Source organism: Klebsiella variicola (assembly GCF_000828055.2).
GTDB classification, from domain to species: domain Bacteria; phylum Pseudomonadota; class Gammaproteobacteria; order Enterobacterales; family Enterobacteriaceae; genus Klebsiella; species Klebsiella variicola.
The window spans coordinates 2,762,109-2,786,282 of sequence record NZ_CP010523.2 but is presented as its reverse complement, the minus strand read 5'-3'; the positions used below and the strand labels follow the sequence as shown (position 1 = coordinate 2,786,282).

The window sequence follows — 24,174 nt, the reverse complement described above, 5'->3', positions numbered from 1 at the left end:
CACTGTTTGTGGTTTTGCTAACGCTTGTTAATTTTTAGCGGAAGTGGTTTATCAGCAGGCTGGCGGCGAAAGTGTCGAAGCCGGTATACTCACGGAACGAAACAATACTTAAAAAATGAATATTAACGGGACTTTAATTAACTATGTTCGATTTGTTTAAAGCAATAGGGCTTGGCCTGGCGGTGCTTTTACCGCTGGCAAACCCACTCACAACCGTGGCGCTGTTCCTCGGCCTGGCGGGCAATATGAACAACGCCGAGCGGAACAAGCAGGCGTTGATGGCATCGGTGTATGTGTTCGCCATTCTGATGGTGTCGTGGTATGCCGGTCAGGTGGTGATGAATACATTCGGCATATCAATACCTGGGCTGCGTATCGCCGGGGGATTGATTGTGGCCTTTATCGGTTTCCGCATGCTGTTCCCCCAGCAAAAAGCCCACGATTCGATGGAAGCGAAGATCAAATCGGAAGAACTGCAGGATGAACCGACCGCCAATATCGCCTTTGTGCCGCTGGCGATGCCAAGCACCGCCGGTCCGGGAACCATCGCGATGATTATTAGCTCCGCCTCGACCGTTAAGCACGGCGTGGACTTCCCGGAGTGGGTGGTACTGGCGGCGCCGCCGATCATCTTTTTGCTGTTAGGGGTGATTCTGTGGGCTTGTCTGCGCAGTTCCGGCGCGATTATGCGTCTGGTAGGCAAAGGCGGCATCGAGGCCATTTCGCGGCTGATGGGCTTCCTGCTGGTCTGTATGGGCGTGCAGTTTATTATTAATGGCGTGCTGGAGATCATTTCGACCTGGCACCCCTGATCGCCCCGGATGGGATGAGAGACAACAGCCTGCCGGTAGCCATGCCGGCAGGCTTTTTTATCGCGGTAACTCAGGAGTGGTGCGGTTGATGGTCTTCCAGCGATACCGGCCAGCGGCGGAAGATCATCAGAGACCATACCAGCGCGGCCAGCGCCGGGATGGCACCGATGTAGCCGATGGAAGCCATCGACAGATGCAGACTCACCTGGCTGCCCACCAGCGCGCCAGCGCCAATACCAATATTAAAGATGCCCGAGAACAGGGACATGGCGACGTCGGTGGCATCCGGCGCGGAAGCCAGCACTTTTACCTGCATACCGAGGCCGATAATCATGATCGCCACGCCCCAGAAGATACTGAGCAGCATCAGATGATGTGCATTGTCCGAGGCAGGCAGGAGCAACAGCAGGCAGGCCAGCAGCAGGCCGATAGCGATGCTAATCAGCCCGGAAGCGTGCTGGTTGCCGAGCTTACCGAACAGAATGCTGCCGATAATACCGGCCCCGCCGAGGATCAACAGCAGCACGGTAGCAAAGTTGCCGCTCAGGCCCGCCACCGTCTGGACAAAGGGCTCGATATAGCTGTAGGCGGTATAGTGGGCGGTCACCACCACCACGGTCAGAATATAAACGCTGACCAGCGCCGGGCGGCGGAACAGCACCGGCAGGCTTTTCAGCGAGCCAGAATGTTCGCTCGGTAGCGTCGGCAGCAGTTTTACCAGACAGGCAAGGGTGGCTAACGCGCCGAGGCCAATCGCCAGGAAGGTCATTCGCCAGCCAAAATACTGGCCGATGATGCGGCCAATCGGAATACCGAACACCATCGCCAGGGCTGTACCGGTGGCGATCAGGCTCAGCGCCTGCGCCCGTTTGCCAGGCGGCGCCATACGGATGGCCAGCGCTGAGGTAATCGACCAGAAAACCGCATGCGCAAAAGCGATGCCAATGCGGCTAATCACCAGGACGTCAAAACTCCACGCAAAAAACGACAGAACGTGGCTGGCAATAAACAGAATAAACAGGCCGATGAGCAGCCGCCGGCGCTCCATTTTGCTGGTCAGCAGCATAAACGGCAGCGACATCAGCGCCACCACCCACGCATAAATGGTGAGCATCATGCCCACCTGGGCGGTTTCCATGCCGAAGCTGCCGGCAATATCGGACAGCAGACCGACAGGGGCGAATTCTGTGGTGTTAAAAATAAACGCGGCGATGGCCAACGTCACGACACGTAGCCACGCTACCTTGCGTGAGACCGTATTCGTAGTCATAAGCTCTGGACGGGTGATTCAAGGGAAGATGTGACGGTGATCTTAAAACGATTACTGGCGAAAAGACAATCATTTTGTGATCTGCATCTCATTTCGCTGCAAGTGGCTGGCCGCGGTTAAGCAATTAATTTTGCTATGGATAGTGTCAGGGGAGCGCTTTTATGTCATGTTGAAGGAAAGTAAAAAAAGTAAGGACAGTGTATGCAGGAAATTCAATTTTATCTGGTCGATGCCTTCAGCGATAAAAACTTTGGCGGTAATGCCGCGGCCGTTTGCCCGCTCAGCGAGTGGTTAGCGGACGATGTATTGCTGAAAATGGCCCAACAGCATAACCAGTCCGAAACGGCGTTTTTCGTCCACACCGACGAAGGCTATGAGCTGCGCTGGTTTACCACGCTGGGCGAGATCAACCTCTGCGGCCACGCCACCCTGGCGACGGCGCATGTTATTTTCGAGTATCTTGACCATCCCTCGGCGACGATTACCTTCAGCACCCGTTTTGTCGGTGAACTGCGGGTGACCCGCAGCGGCGACTGGCTGACGCTCGACTTCCCGGCGTGGACGACCACCCCGGTGGACAACCCGCCGGCGGATCTGCTGGCCGGACTGGGGCTTGAGTCTGCCGTCGAGGTGCGGGAAGGGCGTGATTATCTGGTCGTGCTGGCGGATCGCCAGCAGGTTGAAGCGGTGCAGACCGATATGGCACGTCTGCAGAAGCTCGGCAAAATGATCTGCGTCAGCGCGCCGGATGAGGAGTATGACTTTGTCAGCCGCTTCTTCTGCCCGGGAGAAGGGGTGCCAGAGGATCCGGTGACCGGCTCCGCCCACAGCATGCTGATCCCCTGGTGGGGCGAAAAGCTGGGGAAAACCACCATGATGGCGCGCCAGGTCTCCGCCCGCGGCGGCGACCTGCGCTGCCAGTGGCAGGGCGACAGGGTGCTGATTAGCGGCCAGGCCACCACCTATCTGCGCGGAACGGTTTACCTGCGTTAATCATCGCCACCGCATCGCCCCGGGGAGCGGTAATCTACTTCCGCTCCCCGGGGCGACATAGCATCAGCCCAGCGATGCGCCGCCACACATCACCAGCTCCTGTCCGGTCATCGCCGATGCGCCCTCGCTCAGCAACCAGCTCACCAGAGAGACCACTTCCTGCGGAGTAATGAGTCGCCCAAGCGGCGGAAGCCGCGGCGGGGAACTTTCTCTGCCTGGCTGATGAAGCATCGGCGTATCGGTTGCCCCGGGAGCCACGACGTTGACCGTCACCCCGGCAGGCGCCAGCTCTGCCGCCCAGCTCCTGGCGAGAGCGACCAGCGCGGCTTTGGTGGCCGCATACTGCGAGCGACCAGCGGCGCCTCGTGACGTACGGCTTCCCAGCAGAACGATCCTCCCGCCTGGCCCCATGGTCGGGGCGAAGTGATTGACCAATGTCTGAGCCGCATCGACGTGTAAACGCCACAGCGACTCGCTGCGCTGAGGGTCCAGATTGCCCAGAGTGGCGGCCGCCATTGAACCCGCGGCGTGAATGATGGCCTGAGGGGGCTCAATCTGCTCCAGCGCCGCCAGCAGCGCGCTGCGTTGGCTGACGTCGACCATCAGATGGCGAAAGTTCGGCTGTGAGAAGGGCGGCAGCGAACGGCTCATGCCGATCACCTGCCAGCCGTCCGCCAGCAACTGCCTCACCACTGCGGCGCCGATCCCGGAGCTGGCCCCGGTTACCATTGCCCGCTTCATCGCGCCTCCAGCATCTCAGCGGGGATTTTGAATACCGCCTTTCTGACCGGCGCTGGCGTCGAAACCGCACACAGCGCCTGGTGCGGTTCGCCGGGGTAAAAGACCGCGAAGTCGCCGGGACGCAGCAGAATAGAGACACTCTCCGGGGCCGGCTGACATATATAGAGGTCGGGCTTAAGCTCATTATCTTCCGGGCGCATCGCGGGAGCCATGCCCGCTTGGATCCGCTCCTCGCCGGCCAGGATGACCTGAATATCCGCCCACTGGCGATGATATTCCGTATGCCGCTCGGCCGCAGGCTGGGTTTGCACCACGCTGAGGGTGCAGAACCACGGCGCACCGTCGGGCTGGAAGCGGCCATTCTCTCTGGCACTGAGGGCAGCCAGCGAACAGGCCTCGCTGCTCAATAGCTGCTTTAACGCCGGCGGCAGACCAGCCTGCTGCAGCGCCTGCAGATTACCGATAATCATGCGCTTTCTCCTTTTACCCACTGTGGCGAGACACGAACATACTTGATCGCCTGGCGATACCAGGTGTAGGCGATATGCAAATTACCGTCTGCTCCCTGTTTGATGCTGGGGTAGGAGAACTCCCGGTTCAGCTTCTGCTCCGAATTATTGGTCATGCAGTAGCCGTCACCCTCATCGAGATTGCGCAGCCACGGCCAGCTTTCACCACCATCGGCTGAAATAGCGACGGTCATCGGCGCGCGTGGTGCGCCCCAGAAGGCGCTTTTCCCGGTCGCTTCCGGCTCCCTACGGCCATCGTCGTCAGCAATTTCATCATACAGCGAGGCGCGGCGTTCCGTGGCGCCGGCGGCGCTCATATTATTGAACACCAGCGCCAGTTCGCCATTGTCCAGGGTGGTCGCCTGAATGGACGAGTTGTTGTTCGGAAGCGTCGTCGGTACCGGCGCAGACCAGCTCTCTCCCTGGTCGCTGGACTGGCTGAACCAGATATGATCCGCCCAGCGGCTGCGGAAGAAGGCTGCCAGTCTGCCGTCCGGAAGCGGAGTGATACTCATATGGACACAACCCAGGCTCTCCGGGACCGCCACGTCACGCCAGCTTTTTCCGCAGTCTGAAGAGATCTTCACCGCGCTGACGTCATTGTTACCCACCCATTTCTCGCCGGGTTCGGTACGGCAGTAAAAGACCGGCAGCAGCCAGTTGCCGTCAGACATAACGCTTATTGGCTGGCGAATAAAGGTACCCGGTTGATCCAGCAGCGTATCGATGGCCCCCCAGCTTCGTCCGCCATCGTGGGAGAGGCGGTAGCGCACAATGGCGGTATCCTGGTTTCCGGCAAATTGCGCTGTCCACAACAGCCACAGCACGTTATCGGGCGCCTGAAATAGCACCGGGTTTTGTTCTGAGCGGTCTGGATCATCAGATAGCTTGACTGCCTCACTCCAGCGGTCACTGCCGGGGGCTAACCGCGATCCCCAGATAGAGATATCGGCTTTTCCCTCCTGGGAGCCGCCAAACCAGACGCACATCAGGCTGCCGTCATCCAGCGGCAGCAGATTGGCGGCATGGTTCTGCGGGCAGGCGCAGGGAAGCATTGCCCATGCGATGTGTTCATCTTGCTGGTGTTGGCGAATGACGCCGTCAAAAGGCGGAATTACGGTCATGTTTTATACTCCACGTTGCTCAACTGGGGCGGGGGATGGTTGTGATTTATTTGGGATCAGGCGGTCAATCACCATGATGATGGCCGGGGTTGCCAGGGCGACATACATGTTATTGATGCCGAACGGGTCGCCGAGTAAATACCAGACGGACGTCACCACACAGGCGCCGATCAGGCCGGCATTCGCGCCCCGAGTGCTTCTGAAGAAGGGGGCATAGAAGGCGATGACCGCCACCACGGTAATGGAGAGGCGAATGGCGCGGGTAAAGAAGGAGAGTTTCAGCACCTCCGGTACCAGCAGCACAAAGATCAGCGGCAGGAAGCCGATAATGAGCGACGCCCAGCGTGTGGCTCTGAACTCCTGGTCCGGCGTTGGGTTGCGCCATGGTACGTAAAAATCCTTCACCACCAGCGAGGCAATGGCCAGGGCTACGGTACTTACGCTGACGAAAATCGATGCCACAAGTGACGTTGTCACCAGACCTGCCAGCCACGGGTTCATGTCCTGCAGAAAGACCGGGAGGGCATACAGGCTGTTGATCTCGGGATGCAGGTATTTCGCCGCGACGCCGATAATGGCGATGGCAAAGGCGATAGGCAGGCAGAAAAAGAAGGCGATCCAGGTGGAGCGTTTCGCTGACCGAACGTCTTTGGTTGAGCTAATGGCCTGAATGACAAACTGGGTGCAAAAAATGGAGCCGATAGTGCCGATGAGCCAGGCGAAGATCGTGCCAGCACCAATGTTGCCATCCCATGTCCAGTAATAATCCGGCATCTTCTCCATCATCGGCGAGAAGCCGCCGGTTTTGGACAGGGCAAAACCCAGAATGATCAGCAGACCGGCGTATTTCAACGCGCTGTGTAACATGGTGACCCACGCGACGCCCTTCATGCCGCCGAACGCGAAATAAAAGGTACTCACAATGGCGGTAATAAAGGCGGCTACCGGTAAATTCACTTTTAATACGGTGGAGATGGCTGCGGCACCGCTGACGTAGTTGCCCACGTTAACCAGCAGCAGCGCATAAATCATAATCAGGGAGATAATATTTTTGGTACTGTTGCCATATTTTTCAGCGATGGCGCCGGAAATGGTAATTTTTCCGGTGTTATAGATGCGTTTCACCAGGATTAAACCGAACAGCGGAAAGCCGATGGCTGCCCCCAGCACGGACCACGAGGCGGCAATTCCGCTCTCAAAGGCGGCCTGGGCAGTACCGATGGTCGATTTGGCGCCAATATATTCTGACATCAGTAATATACCGACAATAAAGGCCGGCATGGCGCGCGAGCCTTCCATAAAATCCCCGGAATTTTTACTACGAATACGGAATGTCAGCCAGGTGGTAAACAGAATATAGGCAATAACAATGCCGACAATAATAAAGGTATCTTCAGCGGTAAAATGATTCATCTTAGCCTCTCTCTGGGCGTACGAATCCTGGGCACGGCGGTACCCGGTCTGTTTTATTAAAAAAGCGCAGCAAGTATTACGCTAAATAACGAGCGATGATGTCGCGTATCTGCTGCAGCTGTTGGTCACTGAACTGCACCGCGTAGCGGCTGTCGCCCACCTCATGACCCATCAGTTGCAGGGCTTTTTTCACTGCCGCGGGTGAGAACGCCACCTTATACAGATCGGTGCGCAGGCCCGTCACGCGCTCCTGCGCCTGGCGCGATCCGGCGATATCTCCGGCGTGAAACAGCGACCAGATCGCGTTGATTTCAGCGGGGGCGACGTTGGCAAGCCCTGAGATGCAGGCCGAACAGCCGTCGACATACCCCTGATGGATAAGGGAGTCCGGCCCGTTCAGAACGTCGAAACCGTCAATGTCGCGTACCGCGTCAAGAAAGCCTTTCAGGCTATCGTAGCTGCCGGCGCTGTCCTTAATGCCGACGATATTCTCGTGTCGGGCCAGCTGGCGTGCCGTCTCCGGAGCAATGGTGTTCCCGGTGCGGGCGGGAATGTTATAAAGAAAAAGCGGGACGCTCAGCGCGTCGGCGATCGCCGTATAGTGGTTAATCAGCTCTTCCTGCTTCAAGGGTACGAACCACGGGGTAATGGCCGATACCGCGTCAACCCCGAGGCGGGCGATCTGCTGGCCCAGCCGGCGAGTCTCACGGGTGGAAATCTCCCCGATATGCGCTACCACCGGCGCGCGTCCGGCGGCTTCTTCCACGCAGGTTCTGGCGACGGCGATCTTCTCCTCCTCATTGAGGACAAAAAACTCGCCATTGGTGCCGCCGCAGAAAATCCCGTTGCCTGCGGCGAGCTGGCGCTGCACCTGCTGGCGTAGCGCTGGCAGGTTAAGGGCTCCCTCGGCGGTAAAAGGGGTGACGATGGCGGTGAGTACGCCGCTAATGGCTCTCCTCATTTTCTTTCTCCTGTTAGGCATGTTCTGGAAACAGCGTTTGATAGATAGCCACAATCTCTTCGCGGCTGACGCTGCAGGGGGCGTTGTTCATCAGGCGCTTGACGTTTTGCGCCGCTGTGCTGAGAGCAGGGATGCTCTCCCTGGGCACGCCGAGCGCGGCCAGGTTGTCCGGCAGGGGCAGTCGTTTCACCAGCGCCGCCAGCCACGCGACCAGCGCATGGGATTTCTCTTCCTCACTGAGCGTGCGATCTGCGTCGGGGATCAGATCCCAGACCTGAGCGAATTTTGCCACCGCGTAGGGGCGGACCACCCGCATGCAGGGCGCCAGCAGAATGGCGTTAGCCACCCCGTGCGGCAGGTGCCAGGTACCGCCAAGCGGATAGGAGAGCGCATGCACCAGATGGGTGCCGGCATGGTTGATCGCCGCGCCGCCGTACCACGAGGCCCAGAGCATCTCCAGCTTCGCCGTCAGATCCTGCGGCTGATCCACCGAGCGTTCGATATGCCGCACCAGCTTGTGTAAACCGATTAACGCCGCGTTGTCGCTCACCGGATTGGCGACGGTGGAGGTAAAGCACTCCAGCAGATGACACAGGGCATCGATGCCGGTCGACGCCGCGATGCTGGCCGGCATGCTGGTGGTCAGCTCCGGCAGCAGGGCGACATAGTCCGGCAGCAGCACCGGGGAGATGATCCCCACTTTGGTCTGCTGCTCGGGGATCGCCAGAATGGCGTTCGGCGTCGCTTCGGAGCCGGTGCCGGCGGTGGCCGGGATCAACAATGAGCTAATCCGTCGTTGCGGCAACTCGCCTGCCAGCATGGCCGTCAGAGAGGGCGCCTCAGTATGCAGGAGCACCGAGAGCAGTTTCGCCACATCCAGTACGCTCCCCCCGCCGATGCCCACGATCATCTGGGGCTGACTGGCGCCCAGTTGGCTGACAATCTGCGCCACATCGTGATGGCTGGGCTCTGCCGGTACTGTGTCAATGACCTCAACCTGACGCCCTTCGGCCGCCAGCAGGCGATGGATCGCCCGGGTCGCTTCCAGCGCGCCAACGTTCTGGTCGGTCACCAGCAGGATGCGGGTTTTACCTGACAACAGCGGCAGCAGGGCCGTTGAGGCGCCCGCCCCGCTGATGATTGTGCTGTGTATCGTCGCCACGCGTTTCTCCTTGGTAGTAATTGATTGAATTCAATCATTCATGAATCGTGTCACTCTTCTGGTGGGGGAAAGTTATAATTTATACGGCAGTTTAATAACTTGAGCTTGCTCACATTTAATCAAATATGATTGAATATAATCAGTTTCAGATTTTCATCGACCACAAGGCAGAACAATGAACGATGGTAATAACCAGGTGCTGGTGCTGGCAGATGACTTTACGGGAGCCAATGACGCCGGTGTCAGCCTCGCTGAGGCGGGCATGTCGGTGGAAGTGGCCTTCAGCGCCGGGCAACCATCAACCGCCCGGGCGTTAATTCTCAACAGCGACAGCCGGGCAATGAGCGCCGCCGCCGCCGCGGACAAGGTCACCGGTCTGCTGCGCGGCGCGGCAAGATTTGTCCCGCACTGGCAGGTAAAGAAGATCGACTCCACGCTGCGCGGCAACCTTGGCGGCGAACTGGAGGCAATGATGGCGGCGCACGGCTGCCGGCTGGCGGTGGTGGCCCCGGCGTATCCGGCGGCCGGGCGGCATACCCGGGACGGGCGCTGCTATGTGCATGGGGTGGCCCTCGATCAGACCGAATTTGCCAGCGATCCGAAAACGCCCGTGAGCCGGGCGGAAATTAGCGAAATTATCGCCATGCAGAGCCGTCTTCCCTGTCTGACGTTGAACGCTGCCCGGCTTCCGGAGGCATTAGCGACGGCGGGCGAGGAGAAGCGAGTGTTGATTGTCGACGCCTGGGAAGACAGCCATCTGGACCTGGTGATCGACGCCGTTGCGCCCCATGCGCGGGAGACCCTGCTGGTCGGCTCGGCGGGACTTTGCGAGGCGCTGGCGCGCCGCCTGCGCCGCAGCGAGCAGGGGCCGCTACTGGCGCTGGTTGGTTCGATGAGCGAGATGGCGCAGCGCCAGGTCGCTGCGCTGCAGGCTCATTCCCGAGTGAGAAAGATCGAAATAGATGTCGAACAGGCCTTTAGCAGATCGCCGAAGGAGGAAGCCTCGCGGATCGCCGAGGTGCTGCGTGAGGGTCATCACTGCGTGGTGACCACCCGCCCGAATAACGCCGCCCGGCACGGGATTGAAGCCCAGTGTAACGAACGCGGTCTCAGCCGCGCAGCCTACGGGGAGCACATCTGCGCCTGGCTTGCCGACGTCACGGCGCAGGCGGTGGCGCTGTGCCCACCGGGCGCCCTGTACCTCTCTGGCGGCGATGTAGCCATCGCCGTCGCGCACGCGCTCGGCGCCACCGGATTTCAGATCCGTGGGCGGGTGGCGCAGTGTGTGCCTTACGGGCACTTTCTCGGCGGTCGCTGGTCACGGCCGGTGATGACCAAAGCAGGGGGATTCGGCACCGACACTACGCTGTTAAATGTTGTGAATTTTATTGAGGAGAAACTGAGTGTCTAACATGATTGCAGTGACAATGGGCGACCCGGCAGGGATTGGTCCGGAGATTATTATCAAATCCCTCGCCGAAGGGGCGCTGAGCGGCGCGCCGGTGGTGGTGGTGGGCTGCGCGCAGACGCTGCGGCGGATCCTGGCGCTGAATATTACGCCGCGGGCGGAGCTGCGCATCATTGACCATCCCGCCGAGGCGAGTTTTTCCCCAGCGACCATCAACGTTATTGATGAACCGCTCAGCGACCCGCAGGGGCTGCGCCCTGGCGAAGTTCAGGCCCAGGCAGGGGACCTCGCGTTTCGCTGCATCAGGCGGGCGACCGCGCTGGCGCTGGACGGCGCGGTCGCGGCCATCGCGACCGCGCCGCTAAATAAAGAGGCGCTGCATCTCGCCGGGCACGCTTTCCCCGGCCATACCGAACTGCTGGCCCACCTGACGCAGACCACCGATTACGCCATGGTGCTCTATACCGAGAAGCTCAAGGTTATCCATATCACTACTCATATCGCCCTGCGCCAGTTCCTCGATACCCTCAACCAGCCGCGAATCGAGACGGTGATTGGCGTAGCGGATCGGTTTTTGCGCCGGGTCGGCTATCAGCGTCCGCGCATTGCGGTTGCCGGCGTTAACCCGCACGCCGGGGAGAACGGCCTGTTTGGCGATGAAGAGATCCGCATCGTCGCCCCGGCGGTCGCCGCCATGCAGGCGCAGGGGATAGAGGTCACCGGCCCCTGTCCACCGGACACGGTGTTTATGCAGTGTCACGAAGGTATGTACGACATGGTGGTGGCGATGTACCACGATCAGGGGCATATCCCGCTGAAGCTGCTCGGGTTCTATGATGGGGTGAATATCACCGCCGGGCTGCCGTTTATCCGTACCTCAGCGGATCATGGCACCGCGTTTGATATTGCCTGGACAGGTAAAGCGAAGTCTGAGAGCATGGCAACCTCCATTGAGCTCGCCATGCACATCGCGCAGGAATAACATGAAGGGATATAACCGGTTAGAGCAGATTATGGACTTCCTGAAAAGCCATAATCTGGTGACAGTCGACCAGCTGGTGGCGGCGACCAACGCCTCGCCGGCCACCATTCGTCGCGACCTGATCAAACTCGATCAGGAAGGGGTGATCAGCCGTACACATGGCGGGGTGACGCTGAACCGGTTTATTCCTTCCCAGCCGACGACGCTGGAGAAAGCCCAGCGCAGTCCGCTGGAAAAGCAGGCTATCGCCAGCGCGGCGGCCGCGCTGGTGAAGGCCGGCGACGCGATTGTGCTTGACGCCGGCACCACCATGATTGAGCTGGCGCGGCAGATCACCCATCTGCCGCTGCGGGTGATCACCAGCGATTTACATATCGCGCTGTTTTTGTCGGAATTTAAGCAGATAGAAGTGACGATTATCGGTGGGCGCATCGATGACAGCAGCCAGTCGTGCATCGGCGATCACGGCCGCCGCCTGCTGCAGACCATCTGGCCGGACCTTGCCTTCGTCAGTTGCAACGGCTGGGACCTCGAGAAGGGGATCACCGCCCCGACGGAGGAGAAGGCTGCCCTGAAACGTGATCTGATGGCTAATGCCCGGCGGCGCATCCTGCTGGCGGACAGCTCCAAATACGGCGCCTGGTCACTGTTCAATATTGCCCCGCTGGAGTCGTTGACCGATATCGTCACCGACGCCCATCTGCCGGAGGCGACCCGCGAGGCGCTGGTGACCCTTTCCCCACAGCTGATCATTGCTGACTGACTTGCAGGCTGCCGTCAGGGCAGACGGGCGATATTGGCCTTGATCACCGCTATCGACTGACTGAACTTCGCCTGCTCCTCGGCGGCCAGCTGCAGTTCAATAATCTGCTCCACGCCACCCTGGGCCAGCACCGCCGGCACCCCAGCCGCCGCGCCGCTGACCCCGTATTCACCGTCAAGAATGCAGGAGACCGCCAGCGCGCGGTGGCTGCCGGTGAAGATATTGCGGCAGATCTCGGCGATGGTGCCTGCCACGCCATATTCGGTGCAGCCTTTGCCCGCGTAGATCTCAAACCCCAGTTTTCGTACTTTTTCGGCCATTGCCTCGCGGTCGAGCGGCCGGCCGGTACGTTGCTGATAGAGGTCGGCGATCGGCGAGCCATACACCGAAGAGTGTGACCATACCGGAAACTGGGTATCGCCATGCTCGCCGAGGATAAAGGCGTCGATGCTCTGGGCGCCAATATCCAGCTCCTGCGCCAGCAGGCGACGCAGGCGGGTGGTATCCAGCCAGACCCCGGTGCCCAGCACCTGACTGCGCGGCAGGCCAGAGAGCTGCCATACCTGCCAGGTGATGATGTCGCAGGGGTTGGTGGCTACCAGAAAGATGCCGTTAAACCCGTTGGCCATCATCGCCGGCACAATGCTCTTCACAATCTTCGCCGTCGTGGTCAGTTCATCCAGCCGACTCTGACCGGGGCGCAGCGCGCCGCCGGAAACGGTGATCACCGCGATATCGACATCAGCGCAGTCGCTGGCTTCCCGGGTGGAGATGGTCATCATCCCCGGCAGATAGGCCGCGGCATCGCTGAGATCCTGGGCATGGGCCTCGGCACGCTGTTGGTTAAGGTCGACGAGGATCAGCTCCTCGCAAATGCTCTGGTTGAGGAGGGCGTAGGCCGCCGACGCGCCGACATTGCCGGCGCCAATAATCATCACTTTACGGGCTTTGGTGTGCATATTCAGATCTCAAGTACGAACGGCAGGGGATAAAATTACTGTGTTTCAGCGAGTTAGCGCAAGAGGTGGGCAGCAATATAAGTTAATGCTATGGCGGAAACGGGCCGAGGGCGCGCTACAGTGGCGTAAAAAAAGGAGTTCACCTATGTATACCGTTACCGACATCGCCCCCACCGACGCAGAATTTACCGCCCTGATTGCCGCTCTCGACGCCTGGCAGGAGACACTCTATCCGGCAGAGAGCAACCATTTGCTGGACCTCAGCCAGCTGCCGCCGCAGACGGTGATCGCCCTGGTCATCCGCAGCGCGCAGGGCGAGGCCGTTGGCTGCGGGGCTATCGTCCTCAGTGAGGAAGGTTTCGGCGAGATGAAGCGGGTCTATATCGATCCGCAGCACCGCGGACAGCAGCTGGGAGAAAAGCTGCTGGCGGCGCTGGAAGCGAAAGCGCGCCAGCGCGACTGTCATACGCTGCGGCTTGAAACCGGTATCCATCAGCATGCGGCCATCACCCTCTACACGCGCAACGGCTACCAGACCCGCTGCGCGTTTGCGCCGTATCAGCCCGATCCGCTCAGCGTGTTTATGGAGAAACCGCTGTTTGCCGATCTTCGTTCAGCAGCGCTATAAACGCCTCCAGCTGGCGGGTTTTGGCGCCCCGGCGCCACACCAGCCAGGTGGTTAACCAGCGCCACTCTTCGGCCAGCGGCCAGGCGGAAACCTGCTGATGACCGGGCATACTCTCCAGCATACTGCGCGGGATCAACGCCAGGCCCGCGCCGGCGATCACGCAGGCCAGCATCCCATGGTAAGACTCCATCTCGTGGATCCTGCCCGGGGTTGCTCTGTCGGCATGGAACCAGCTCTCAAAATGCCGGCGGTAGGAGCAGTTGGCGCGAAAGGCGTAAACGTTGGCCCCGTTCACTTCGCTGGCGCGGTCGATGGGCGCGTGGCCGTACGGGGCGACGATCATCATCTCTTCCGGGAACACCGGCAGCCCCTCCAGACCCGGATGCACCAGCGGGCCGTCAACGAACGCGGCGCTCAGGGCGCCCTCCAGCACGCCGTCGATCATCGTCCCGGAAGGGCCGGTGGAGAGCGCCAGGTGAATTTTCGGGTAGCGCTGATTAAAGTGGGCCAGGGTGGTGGGGATCCGTACCGCCGCGGTGCTCTCCAGCGAACCAAGAGAAAACAGTCCCTGGGGTTCATCGCCTGCCACCACCATCCGCGCCTCGTCCACCAGGGCGAGGATCTGCTGGCTGTAGCGCAAAAAGCTGTGTCCCGCAGGCGAGAGGCGCAGGCGCTGGTTCTCGCGGATAAACAGCTCTACGCCGAGGTCTGCTTCCAGCTGGCGGATGCGGGTGGTGAGGTTGGACGGCACTCGATGCACTTTCTGCGCCGCCTGGGTAATGCTGCCGGTGGTGGCGACAGCGTTAAACATCTCTAGCTGAGTCAGGTCCATACTATTCTTCTTTTGTGAATGCGTTGCTTAATATTATTCATTTTCAATGAATGGAAAGGTAAGCCAGAATACGGTTACTTCGCAAGCAACGAGAGAGAGAATAACGATGAATTTATCTGCAACGCACGCGGTTTCCGTCAACCCGACTACCGGTGAGGTGGTCTCCTCGCTGCCCTGGGCCAGCGAACGCGAGGTCGATGCGGCTATCGCTCTCGCCGCGGCAGGCTATCGCCAGTGGCGTCAGACGCCGCTCGCCGACCGCGCCGACGCCCTGCGTCGCATCGGGGCTGCGCTGCGCGCCCGCGGGGAAGAGGTGGCCCAGATGATTACCCTCGAGATGGGCAAGCCGATCGCTCAGGCGCGCGGCGAGGTGGCGAAATCGGCCAACCTCTGCGACTGGTACGCCGAGCACGGCCCGGCGATGCTGGCGACGGAAGCCACGCAGGTGGAAAATAATCAGGCGGTGATTGAATATCGTCCGCTGGGCGCCATTCTGGCGGTCATGCCGTGGAACTTCCCGGTCTGGCAGGTGCTGCGCGGCGCGGTGCCGATCCTGCTGGCCGGCAACAGCTACCTGCTGAAGCATGCCCCGAACGTGATGGGCAGCGCCCGCCTGCTGGGCGAGATTTTTGCCGCCGCCGGCCTGCCGGATGGCGTGTTCGGTTGGGTGAACGCCACCAATGACGGCGTTTCGCAGATCATCAATGACGACCGCATCGCGGCGGTGACCGTCACCGGCAGCGTCCGCGCCGGCAAGGCGATTGGCGCCCAGGCGGGGGCGGCGCTGAAGAAATGCGTGCTTGAGCTGGGTGGCTCCGATCCCTTTATCGTGCTCAACGATGCCGACCTGGATGAGGCGGTAAAGGCCGCCGTCACCGGCCGCTATCAGAACAGCGGCCAGGTGTGCGCCGCGTCGAAACGCTTCATCCTCGAAGCCGGTATTGCCGAGGCCTTCACCCGCAAATTCGTCGACGCCGTGGCGGCGCTGAAGATGGGCGACCCGCGCGATGAGCAAAACTACGTCGGACCGATGGCGCGTTTCGACCTGCGCGATGAACTGCACCAGCAGGTAACGGCGACCCTTGATGAAGGGGCAACTCTGCTGCTGGGCGCAGAAAAAATCGAAGGAGCGGGCAACTACTATGCGCCAACGGTGCTGGGCAATGTCACCGCCGGGATGACCGGTTTTCGTCAGGAGCTGTTTGGTCCGGTAGCAACCCTGACCACCGCTCGCGACGCTGACCATGCGCTGGCCCTCGCCAACGACAGCGAGTTTGGTTTGTCGGCAACGGTATATACCACCGACGAGGCGCAGGCCCAGCGCTTCGCCCGCGAGCTGGAGTGCGGCGGCGTCTTCCTCAACGGCTACTGCGCCAGCGACGCCCGCGTGGCCTTCGGCGGCGTGAAGAAGAGTGGTTTTGGTCGCGAGCTGTCACATTTTGGTCTGCACGAGTTCTGTAATGCGCAGACCGTCTGGAAAGACCGTCGCTAATCAACGTTAGCCCCCTGACGACCGTCGTCCACGTCTGCTATACTCGCCCACCAAATTTCGATGGTGGGCAAGGAGATGCATGTGGCGGCGGTGATCAATAACGCAATGCTGGAAGCCATTCTGGCAGAAATCAGGCCGCTGATTGGCCGCGGTAAAGTGGCGGATTACATTCCGGCGCTGGCCAGCGTCAGCGGCGATAAGCTTGGCATTGCGATCAGTACGGTAGACGGGCAGCACTTCGCCGCCGGCGATGCGCATGAACGTTTTTCCATCCAGTCTATCTCCAAGGTATTGAGCCTGGTGGTGGCCATGAACCACTATCAGGAAGAGGAGATCTGGCAGCGGGTGGGCAAAGATCCCTCCGGCCAACCCTTTAACTCCCTTTTGCAGCTGGAGATCGAGCAGGGCAAACCGCGAAACCCGTTTATCAACGCCGGGGCGCTGGTGGTCTGCGACATGCTGCAGAGCCGGCTCAGCGCCCCGCGTCAGCGGATGCTGGAGATTGTCCGCCGCCTGAGCGGCGTGGCCGATATCGCCTACGATCCGGTGGTGGCCCGTTCTGAGTTCGAGCATTCGGCGCGCAACGCCGCCATCGCCTGGCTGATGAAATCCTTCGGTAACTTCCATAACGACGTCGCCACCGTGTTGCAGAACTATTTCCACTACTGTTCGCTGGAGATGAGCTGCGTTGAGCTGGCGCGAACCTTCCTGTTCCTCGCCGATCGCGGTATCGCCCCGCACCTGGAGGCACCGGTTATCGCGCCCATTCAGTCCCGTCAGGTGAATGCCCTGATGATGACCAGCGGCATGTACCAGAACGCCGGCGAATTCGCCTGGCGCGTTGGCCTGCCGGCGAAATCGGGCGTCGGCGGCGGAATTGTGGCGATTGTGCCGCAGGAGATGGCGATCGCCGTGTGGAGCCCGGAGCTTGATGACGCCGGGAACTCGCTGGCCGGCGTGGCGCTGCTGGAAAAACTGACTCAGCGGATGGGGAGGTCGGTGTTCTGATGGTTGAGCAGGATCGGTTGTTTGCCCGTCTGGCGCGCTCGACGTTTCGTTCACGCTTTCGACTCGGGGTCAAAGAGCGGCAATACTGTCTTGATAAGGGGCCGGAGATCATCGACCAGCACGCTGCGGATTTTATCCGCCAGCGGCTGGCGCCCGCCGAACCGATGAACGACGGTAAGCAGACGCCGATGCGCGGCCATCCGGTATTTATCGCCCAGCATGCGACCGCCACCTGCTGCCGCGGCTGTCTGGAAAAATGGCACGCCATTCCCCACGGCCGCGCGCTGAGCGAGCAGGAGCAGCGCTATCTGGTGCAGGTGATCCATCACTGGCTGGTGCTGCAGATGAACGGCCCGTCTGTGCGGTAATCTGCATTTGATCGGCGCCGGAGTATGCCTGATAAATATTCTCATGTTATGATAATCCGCTAACTAATTATTAACATAATAATTGCCTGAAACAATTAGACGGATAATTACTGAATGTCTTCACTGTCGATTCGGTCATTTACGCTGTTTCGTGAAGAGCAGCCCGTGCGCGACGCACTGGTATTATTCACGTTAACGCTACTACTGCATTTTCTGGGGGCTATGCTGCGCCTGGTGCAGGAGCTCTCATTCTTCTGGCCGCTCAATGCCGTGATGGCCGGGATCTTTGCGCGCTATGTCTGGCTTAATCGCAGCTATTTTTATGCCGTCTGTTTTGCGGCAATGCTGGTTTATGACGGACTCACTTCGCGCTGGGGGATGGGCTTTGCCTCATTGCTGATTAATTTCTCCAATATTGTCTTTATTGTGGTGCTGGCGCAGCTGGTGCTGTGGGATAAGCGACGCGCCGACTCCATGCCCGGCCCGATTAATGCGCTTAATTTATTCTGTTTTTGCCTGTTTGCCGCCTTATTGTGCGCCGCCGTCGGCGCCCTGGGGTCGGTGGATGTTGAACGCGCCACCTTTATTCCCCAACTGGCAGACTGGTTTAGCGAACAGTTCTCGACAGCGGTGCTGATCCTGCCGTTTATTCTGACCCTGACGTTGCCTTCGGCATTAAGCGGTTTTCGTTTTCGCCAACTGCTGCCCGCGCTGGCGCTGGTGCTGTCGATAGCCCTCGGCGTGGCGGTGGGCGGCGCCGGCAGCATTACCTTCCCGTTGCCGGCCCTGATCTGGTGCGCCGTTCGTTATCCGCTGCCGCTGACCTGCCTGTTAACCTTTCTCACCGGCATCAGCGAGATATTGCTGGTCGCCAACTCGTTAATTCACTTTTCGCCGGATGCGCGAATGCAGCCGTGGCAGCTGTTCTCCACCCGCCTCGGCATTGCCGCTATGCTGATTAGCCCGGTGATTGTCGCTTCCAGTGTCGAAGCGATTAACACGCTGGTGAAACAGCTGGCCCTGCGTGCCGATTTTGATTTTCAGACCCGGGTGTATTCCCGTTCCGGACTGAGCGAGGCGCTGAAGCGTCAGGCGTTGCCCGCCGATAAGCTGCTGACGGTGATGGTGCTGGATATCGATGGCTTCAAACGGGTGAATGATGCTCTGGGCCATGAAGGCGGCGATTGCGTATTGACCCAGTTTGCCCAGCAGGTTCGGCAGCTGGTGGACGAGCAGGGGATGGTTGCCCGCATTGGCGGTGAAGAGTTTGCGGTGGCGGCGGTCGTCGACAGTACCCAGCAGGGCTATTTACTGGCGGAAAAAATCCGCCACGGGGTGGAGTCGCAACCCTTCGGCCTGGGGCAGAATCCAATCCACCTGACCATCAGCATGGGGCTGGAGACGCGCGAGGTGGGGCACGCTCGCATCACGGAGCTGTTTAACCAATTGCTGATGGCGGCAGACGAGGAGATGGTCAAAGCCAAACAGACCGGTCGCAATCGCATCTGTATGCCAGCGCTAACCGAAAGTGCACCATAAGAAAATCCTATACGGAATCCGCTTGTGTTAATTTTTGGTTAAAAACATAGTGATGTGGTCAATTACAGGGAGCTTCCATGACCACATCCTTTTCACTGCGCACGCTGTCGCGTGACGATATTCTGCACCACCTCCCGGCATTAAGCGATATCCTGGCAAGCTGCGTCAACGGCGGCGCCTCGGTAAGTTTTATGCTGCCCTTTAGCGCGCAGACGGCCACCACTTTCTGGCAACACACCGCCGACAGCGTGGCGGCCGGCGAGCGCATCGTGCTGGCGGCCCTCGACGCCAGCGAGCAACCCATCGGTACCGTGCAACTTATTACCCGCCAACCGGAAAACCAGCCCCATCGTGCGGATGTCGCCAAACTTTTGGTTCACCAAAATGCCCGTCGCCAGGGGATTGCCAACGCGCTGATGAGCGAGCTAGAGCATGTTGCCCGACAGGAAGGGAAGACGGTGTTGGTGCTGGACACGGCAGCCGGTAGCGGGGCGGAGCAGTTCTATGTCCGCTGTGGCTGGGAAAAAGTGGGGGAAATCCCGCGCTATGCGCTGATGCCTGACGGAGAGATGACCGCCACCTCACTGTTCTATAAGTTTTTGCCCTGACGGTCGCTATTGCAGAATGCTTTGATCAAAACGGGGTTTCACTGGTAGAAAAACCTGATAACTTATTGGACCAATTACTCAGGTTGTATGACTACTATTAGAGGGAACCCATTGTGAAAACATTAAACCGTCGTGATTTCCCCGGCGCGCAGTACCCTGACCGTATCATCCAGTTTGGTGAAGGCAATTTCCTGCGCGCATTCGTTGACTGGCAGATAGATCTCCTCAACGAGCATACCGACCTGAATGCGGGCATCGTGGTCGTCCGTCCTATTGCGACGGATTTCCCGCCTTCACTGAGCACCCAGGACGGTCTTTACACCACCATTATTCGCGGTCTGAACGAGCAGGGTGAGGCGGTGAGCGACGCGCGCCTGATCCGCTCGGTCAACCGGGAGATCAGCGCTTACGCTGACTTCGACGCTTTTTTACGTCTGGCGCATAACCCGGAGATGCGGTTTGTCTTCTCCAATACCACTGAGGCGGGCATCAGCTATCATGCCGGGGATCGTTTTGACGACGCGCCGCCGGTCAGCTATCCGGCGAAACTGACGCGTCTGCTGTTTGAACGCTACCAGCATTTCGCCGGTGCGGCCGACAAGGGATGGGTGATTATTCCCTGCGAACTGATCGATTATAACGGCGAGGCGCTGCAGGCGCTGGTGCTGCGCTATGCTGCTGAGTGGCAGCTGCCGCAGGCTTTTATCCGCTGGCTGACCTCGGCGAATACCTTCTGTTCAACGCTGGTGGATCGCATCGTAACCGGCTATCCGCGTGATGAAGTGGCGGCCCTTGAGGCACAGACTGGCTATAAAGATGCCTTCCTTGATACCGCCGAGCATTTCTACCTGTTTGTGATCCAGGGGCCTGCCTCGCTGGCGGCCGAGCTGCGTCTCGATAAACTACCGCTGAATGTGCGCATTGTGGACGATATCAAGCCGTATAAAGAGCGCAAAGTGGCGATCCTCAACGGGGCGCATACCGCGCTGGTGCCGGTGGCCTTCCTGGCCGGGATCGACACCGTGGGTGAGGCGATGAACGATGCGGAGATTTGCGCGTTTGTCGAAAAAGCGATTTATGACGAGATTATTCCGGTGCTGGATCTGCCGCGCGATGAGCTTGAGTCATTTGCCAGCGCCGTGACCGGGCGCTTCCGTAACCCGTATATTAAACATCAGCTGCTCTCGATTGCGCTCAACGGCATGACCAAATACCGCACTCGCATTCTGCCGCAACTGCTGGCAGGGCAGCAAAAGAGTGGGCAACTGCCGCCGCGGCTGACTTTTGCCCTGGCAGCGCTGATCGCCTTCTACCGGGGAGAGCGGGAGGGTGAAAGCTATCCGGTACAGGATGACGCCGAATGGTTGGCGCGATATCAGACGCTGTGGGCCCGTCATCGCGATCGCCAGATGAGCACCCGTGAGCTGGTGACTGCCGTGCTCAGTGTGGAAGCTCACTGGGAGCAGGATTTAAGCCAGATCCCGGGTCTGGTGGAGCAGGTGACTGCCGACCTCGATGCTATCCTGTCTCGCGGTATGCGCGATGCTGTACAGCCCTTGTGCTGATAGCGGACGTCATTCACCCGGCTGCGGCCGGGTTTTAAAGCCCCTTAATTAGTTACAACATGCTTTTTTATCACGGCTATCAAGCCGCTCGGTCACTCCGCTGCAAAAAAGCCTTTTAGTGCCAAATCGCCCCCTGCAAGGAGAGAATTGCCGCTATGCCGCTTGAACATGTGGCTGCACAGGAAAATAATGGTTCGAACCCATTTTCCCTGCCAATGTTCGCAGGCTAATTCATTCATCTGTAAGGAAACTCGCATGGTCATCGATATCCGGGAAATACGGCCGCACGACAAAGCCGAATGGCTTAATCTCTGGGAAGGCTATACCCGCTTCTATGGCAGCCCGCAGCCGGGAGAGGTGACCGAATGCACCTGGCAGCGAATGCTGGACGAGAACTCCCCGGTGCTGGGCAGGGTGGCTGTGGTCGATGATACGGTGGTGGGGTTCGCCATCTGCATTCTTCACGAGGGAACCTGGGTCACCACGCCCATCTGCTATCTGGAGGATCTGTTTGTCGATCCTGCCTTCCGTGGACAAGGCATTGCCAGAACAATCATTAAGTCGCTGCAAACCGAAGGGGCAGACAAAGGCTGGTCGCGGCTGTACTGGCATACGCGTCGTGATAATCCGGCCCGTCATCTGTATGATGAGTTTACCCCGGCTGACGATTATGTGCGCTACAGGATCACGCTTGGGTCCTGAAGCGGTAAGAGGTTGTTAAGCTTTTCCCGCTATAACAGGGGAAACCGGCTCAGGAGAAGCAACGATGGAAAAACGTCTCGACACAGTGGTCAATCTGATTATGTTTCTTTCACTATTGGCTACGGCCTGGGATCTCTCACTGGTGCATCATCTCGCCTGGTAGCAAAGATATCGTGCTGAAACGCGGCGCCTCATGCGGCGCCGCCGGCGTTATTCATCCGCCATCTTCCCTGCGCTAAAACTCCAGTCCTCCCGCTGGTTAAACTGGATAACCACCATCACGTCCTGCGGGCTGACCGCCATCTCATCGTCTAACCGCGCACAGAGCCGACGATAAAGCCCCTGTTTCTGCGCCCGGCTGCGCGGTTTACCGGCGAAAATATGAAACAGCACGAAGCGGGCGCTGCGTCCGTCGCTGAGGTAGTTCGGGTCGTAAATGCGCTGCTCGTCGGCGGCCTGCTCGATAAACTGAAATTTATCTGCTGACGGCACGTCGAACTCTGCCACCAGACACTCATGAAAGAGCGCCGACAATTGAGCAAACTCCGTGGGACGCCAGGCCGTGCCAAGCGATATGCGGGTCAGGGGCATGGTGTCTCCTGCTCATTCAGACAGGTCAGGGCGCTGGCCGCCGCTGGCCAGCCGGCATAGAACGCCAGGTGGGTGAACAGCTCGACGATTTCGGCCTGGCTCAGGCCATTTTGATAGCCGAGAGCGATATGCCACGGCAGCTGCTGGGTTTTACCCAGCGCCGTCAGGGCTGAAAGGGTGATCAGGCTCCGTTCGCGGGGCGACAGATCGCGGCGTGCCCAGATATCACCAAACAGTACCGTTTCGGTCAGTTCGGCCAGTTTTGGCGCAATGGCGGCCAGGGTGTTGCGATTAACAGCGCTATTTTCCACAGTGACTCCCGTTATTGGGTGTTGAGATGGCAATCACTGTCGCATGCCGGGAAAAAGGTTGAATATCGCAATGTTCAGGATATTTCGTCCTGATAAACAGGATGATTTTTCACCCTGTTCTCCTTATTCATTGCCACGCTTAAGCGCTCATTCCGGTTAGACGTCGATTTTTCGCGCCACGATAAACAACCTGGGGAATCGCAGGAGCACCTTTCCGTTACACTGTAACGGATAGTGGGCGGTCAGCAATTCGACATAGCGTGTCAGAAACGCGTTTCTGGACTGCTCGTCCAGGCCGGCCAGATAGGGACGCAATCCGGTCCCCTGCAGCCAGTCGCTTATTGCCTGATGGGAAGAGAGGGGATGAAAATAGGTGGTGCGCCAGATATCAACTTCGCAACCCTGGCGGGTCAGCATATCGTACCAGGCGTCCGGCGGGAGTAAGGGCTGGCGTCCGCGGTCCGGTAATCCTTGTTCGTTGGCGACCTGGCGCATCAGGGTATGCGAGGGTTCCTGCCAGTTATCCGGCATTTGCACGGCCAGCGTCCCGTTGACGGCCAGCTGCGCCACCAGATGCGGAAACAGCGTCTCATGATCCGCCAGCCACTGCAGAGAGGCGTTCGCATAGATCACGTCTACCGGTTGCGCAGGCCGCCAGCGGGCAATATCGGCGTCGATGAACTCACAGTCGGGTAAGGCCTGTGCCGCCTGAGCCAGCATGGCCGGGGAGTTATCGATACCGGTGATTGCCGCCAGCGGCCAGGCGGCGCGCAGCAGGCGGGTGCTGTTTCCCGGCCCGCAGCCAAGGTCGACAACGTGCTCAACCTGCAGATGGGCAATACGCGAGAGCAGATCGGCCGCGGGGCGGGTACGTTCAGCGTCAAATTGCAGATACAAAGAAGGGTTCCAGTCAGCCATAGCGCGGTCCTGTGTGAGGGAAGACTGGGCAAAGCATAGAACGCTACTGGCAGCCTGTCAGCCGCCGAATGTTACCAGCGGTAACCCACTTCGTGACAGTGTCACAAAAAGAATAAACATCAGTGGGCTTTTCGCGTCTGGTCGGTACGCTCAGGGAGGCGGTGGGATGGACAGTCACTGCGCCCGTTGCGGGCGCAGTGACTTATTCGGCGTTCTTGAGCGCTTCAGCGCGGCTGGCGGTGGCGTAAACAAAATCCAGCATCGGTTCGAGATCGGTGTCGTAACCGGCCTGAATGATTTTACCTCGCAGCCATTCAATTTCGCTGGTGATATCGGGCGGGAAGATGTTGTTATCCTGCGCCCGGCGCAGCCATTTCAGCAGAAAGTTATTCTTTCCTCTGATACCGCCCGATTTTTTCGACTTTCCGTGCATCTTCAGCGCGACCAGGACGCAGTAATAGAAATGAACGCGCTGATTAAAACTTTGGTGCATGTCTGTGTTTCCCGCCAGAATC

General features: G+C 59.3%; 26 protein-coding genes. 13 read left to right on the top strand and 13 right to left on the bottom strand.

The window, feature by feature from the left end; genetic code table 11:
- Nucleotides 1–143 precede the first annotated feature (143 nt).
- Nucleotides 144–812: a MarC family NAAT transporter gene (locus tag SP68_RS13145; protein ID WP_002904403.1), complete on the top strand. Its 669-nt coding sequence runs from the start codon at nt 144–146 to the stop codon at nt 810–812.
- Nucleotides 813–882: 70 nt separating this feature from the next.
- Here the strand turns inward: SP68_RS13145 and SP68_RS13140 are convergent, their stop codons facing one another.
- On the bottom strand, nt 883–2,082 hold the full coding sequence (locus SP68_RS13140) for a sugar transporter (protein WP_008804962.1): 1,200 nt from the start codon (nt 2,080–2,082) through the stop codon (nt 883–885).
- A 201-nt stretch (nt 2,083–2,283) separates the two neighbouring features.
- On the opposite strand from SP68_RS13140, the gene SP68_RS13135 reads away from it, so the two are divergent.
- Nucleotides 2,284–3,075, top strand: a complete 792-nt coding sequence (locus tag SP68_RS13135) for a PhzF family phenazine biosynthesis protein (protein ID WP_012968269.1) — start codon at nt 2,284–2,286, stop codon at nt 3,073–3,075.
- Between the two features lie 63 nt (nt 3,076–3,138).
- Here SP68_RS13135 and SP68_RS13130 read toward each other — a convergent pair whose 3' ends face one another.
- From SP68_RS13130 to SP68_RS13105, 6 genes are all read right to left on the bottom strand, one after another.
- Nucleotides 3,139–3,816, bottom strand: a complete 678-nt coding sequence (locus SP68_RS13130) for an SDR family NAD(P)-dependent oxidoreductase (RefSeq protein WP_004183978.1) — start codon at nt 3,814–3,816, stop codon at nt 3,139–3,141.
- Nucleotides 3,813–4,286, bottom strand: a complete 474-nt coding sequence (locus SP68_RS13125) for a NanQ anomerase/TabA/YiaL family protein (protein ID WP_008804960.1) — start codon at nt 4,284–4,286, stop codon at nt 3,813–3,815. The genes SP68_RS13130 and SP68_RS13125 overlap by 4 nt, the downstream gene beginning before the upstream one ends.
- Entirely contained in the window at nt 4,283–5,449 is a 1,167-nt protein-coding gene (locus SP68_RS13120) for a sialidase family protein (RefSeq protein WP_016160991.1), read from the bottom strand. Before SP68_RS13120 ends, SP68_RS13125 begins: the two co-directional genes overlap by 4 nt.
- A gap of 3 nt (nt 5,450–5,452) precedes the next feature.
- On the bottom strand, nt 5,453–6,862 hold the full coding sequence (locus SP68_RS13115) for a sodium:solute symporter family protein (RefSeq protein WP_004151621.1): 1,410 nt from the start codon (nt 6,860–6,862) through the stop codon (nt 5,453–5,455).
- A gap of 76 nt (nt 6,863–6,938) precedes the next feature.
- On the bottom strand, nt 6,939–7,823 hold the full coding sequence (locus SP68_RS13110) for a dihydrodipicolinate synthase family protein (protein WP_008804958.1): 885 nt from the start codon (nt 7,821–7,823) through the stop codon (nt 6,939–6,941).
- Between the two features lie 13 nt (nt 7,824–7,836).
- Complete coding sequence (locus tag SP68_RS13105; RefSeq protein ID WP_040968496.1) at nt 7,837–8,985, bottom strand: iron-containing alcohol dehydrogenase; 1,149 nt, start codon at nt 8,983–8,985, stop codon at nt 7,837–7,839.
- Nucleotides 8,986–9,160: 175 nt separating this feature from the next.
- On the opposite strand from SP68_RS13105, the gene dtnK reads away from it, so the two are divergent.
- The 3 genes from dtnK to SP68_RS13090 are packed head-to-tail and all read left to right on the top strand — an operon-like array spanning nt 9,161 to nt 12,138.
- Complete coding sequence (dtnK, locus tag SP68_RS13100; RefSeq protein ID WP_040968497.1) at nt 9,161–10,396, top strand: D-threonate kinase; 1,236 nt, start codon at nt 9,161–9,163, stop codon at nt 10,394–10,396.
- Nucleotides 10,389–11,375, top strand: coding sequence for a D-threonate 4-phosphate dehydrogenase (locus SP68_RS13095; RefSeq protein WP_012541770.1), 987 nt, complete (start codon nt 10,389–10,391; stop codon nt 11,373–11,375). Before dtnK ends, SP68_RS13095 begins: the two co-directional genes overlap by 8 nt.
- 1 nt (nt 11,376) lies before the next feature.
- Entirely contained in the window at nt 11,377–12,138 is a 762-nt protein-coding gene (locus tag SP68_RS13090; protein ID WP_012968265.1) for a DeoR/GlpR family DNA-binding transcription regulator, read from the top strand.
- Nucleotides 12,139–12,152: 14 nt separating this feature from the next.
- Here the strand turns inward: SP68_RS13090 and SP68_RS13085 are convergent, their stop codons facing one another.
- The gene (locus tag SP68_RS13085) at nt 12,153–13,097 is read right to left on the bottom strand and encodes an L-lactate dehydrogenase (protein WP_040968498.1); all 945 of its coding nucleotides are present in this window, start codon (nt 13,095–13,097) and stop codon (nt 12,153–12,155) included.
- 145 nt (nt 13,098–13,242) lie between these two features.
- Between SP68_RS13085 and SP68_RS13080 the strand changes: the two genes are divergently transcribed.
- Nucleotides 13,243–13,725, top strand: a complete 483-nt coding sequence (locus SP68_RS13080; protein WP_008804952.1) for a GNAT family N-acetyltransferase — start codon at nt 13,243–13,245, stop codon at nt 13,723–13,725.
- On the opposite strand, the gene ptrR is transcribed toward SP68_RS13080, so the two are convergent.
- Nucleotides 13,679–14,557 (bottom strand): putrescine utilization regulator PtrR, encoded by an 879-nt coding sequence (gene ptrR / locus SP68_RS13075; protein ID WP_008804951.1) that lies wholly within the window; start codon nt 14,555–14,557, stop codon nt 13,679–13,681. The genes SP68_RS13080 and ptrR overlap by 47 nt on opposite strands.
- Before the next feature lie 106 nt (nt 14,558–14,663).
- Here ptrR and sad point away from each other — a divergent pair, with 106 nt between their 5' ends.
- From sad to SP68_RS13040, 7 genes are all read left to right on the top strand, one after another.
- A complete protein-coding gene (sad, locus tag SP68_RS13070) occupies nt 14,664–16,049 on the top strand; it encodes a succinate-semialdehyde dehydrogenase (protein WP_023297590.1) in 1,386 nt (461 codons plus the stop codon).
- Between the two features lie 105 nt (nt 16,050–16,154).
- Nucleotides 16,155–17,057, top strand: coding sequence for a glutaminase B (gene glsB, locus SP68_RS13065; protein WP_223168521.1), 903 nt, complete (start codon nt 16,155–16,157; stop codon nt 17,055–17,057).
- Complete coding sequence (locus SP68_RS13060; RefSeq protein ID WP_040968499.1) at nt 17,057–17,425, top strand: DUF4186 domain-containing protein; 369 nt, start codon at nt 17,057–17,059, stop codon at nt 17,423–17,425. Before glsB ends, SP68_RS13060 begins: the two co-directional genes overlap by 1 nt.
- A 114-nt stretch (nt 17,426–17,539) precedes the next feature.
- On the top strand, nt 17,540–18,964 hold the full coding sequence (locus SP68_RS13055; protein ID WP_008804947.1) for a GGDEF domain-containing protein: 1,425 nt from the start codon (nt 17,540–17,542) through the stop codon (nt 18,962–18,964).
- A 77-nt stretch (nt 18,965–19,041) separates the two neighbouring features.
- Complete coding sequence (locus SP68_RS13050; protein ID WP_032735551.1) at nt 19,042–19,572, top strand: GNAT family N-acetyltransferase; 531 nt, start codon at nt 19,042–19,044, stop codon at nt 19,570–19,572.
- Between the two features lie 113 nt (nt 19,573–19,685).
- Nucleotides 19,686–21,137, top strand: coding sequence for a tagaturonate reductase (locus SP68_RS13045; protein WP_023297591.1), 1,452 nt, complete (start codon nt 19,686–19,688; stop codon nt 21,135–21,137).
- A gap of 255 nt (nt 21,138–21,392) precedes the next feature.
- A complete protein-coding gene (locus SP68_RS13040; protein WP_040968500.1) occupies nt 21,393–21,839 on the top strand; it encodes a GNAT family N-acetyltransferase in 447 nt (148 codons plus the stop codon).
- Nucleotides 21,840–22,049: 210 nt separating this feature from the next.
- Here the strand turns inward: SP68_RS13040 and SP68_RS13035 are convergent, their stop codons facing one another.
- From SP68_RS13035 to SP68_RS13020, 4 genes are all read right to left on the bottom strand, one after another.
- A complete protein-coding gene (locus SP68_RS13035) occupies nt 22,050–22,430 on the bottom strand; it encodes a tautomerase family protein (RefSeq protein WP_012541763.1) in 381 nt (126 codons plus the stop codon).
- Nucleotides 22,421–22,741: a carboxymuconolactone decarboxylase family protein gene (locus SP68_RS13030; RefSeq protein ID WP_008804942.1), complete on the bottom strand. Its 321-nt coding sequence runs from the start codon at nt 22,739–22,741 to the stop codon at nt 22,421–22,423. The genes SP68_RS13035 and SP68_RS13030 overlap by 10 nt, the downstream gene beginning before the upstream one ends.
- A 156-nt stretch (nt 22,742–22,897) precedes the next feature.
- Nucleotides 22,898–23,659, bottom strand: a complete 762-nt coding sequence (tam, locus tag SP68_RS13025; RefSeq protein ID WP_040968501.1) for a trans-aconitate 2-methyltransferase — start codon at nt 23,657–23,659, stop codon at nt 22,898–22,900.
- Nucleotides 23,660–23,861: 202 nt separating this feature from the next.
- Nucleotides 23,862–24,152 carry a hypothetical protein gene (locus tag SP68_RS13020; protein ID WP_008804940.1) on the bottom strand — a complete coding sequence of 97 codons (291 nt, stop codon included), beginning with the start codon at nt 24,150–24,152 and terminating at the stop codon, nt 23,862–23,864.
- Nucleotides 24,153–24,174: the final 22 nt, after the last annotated feature.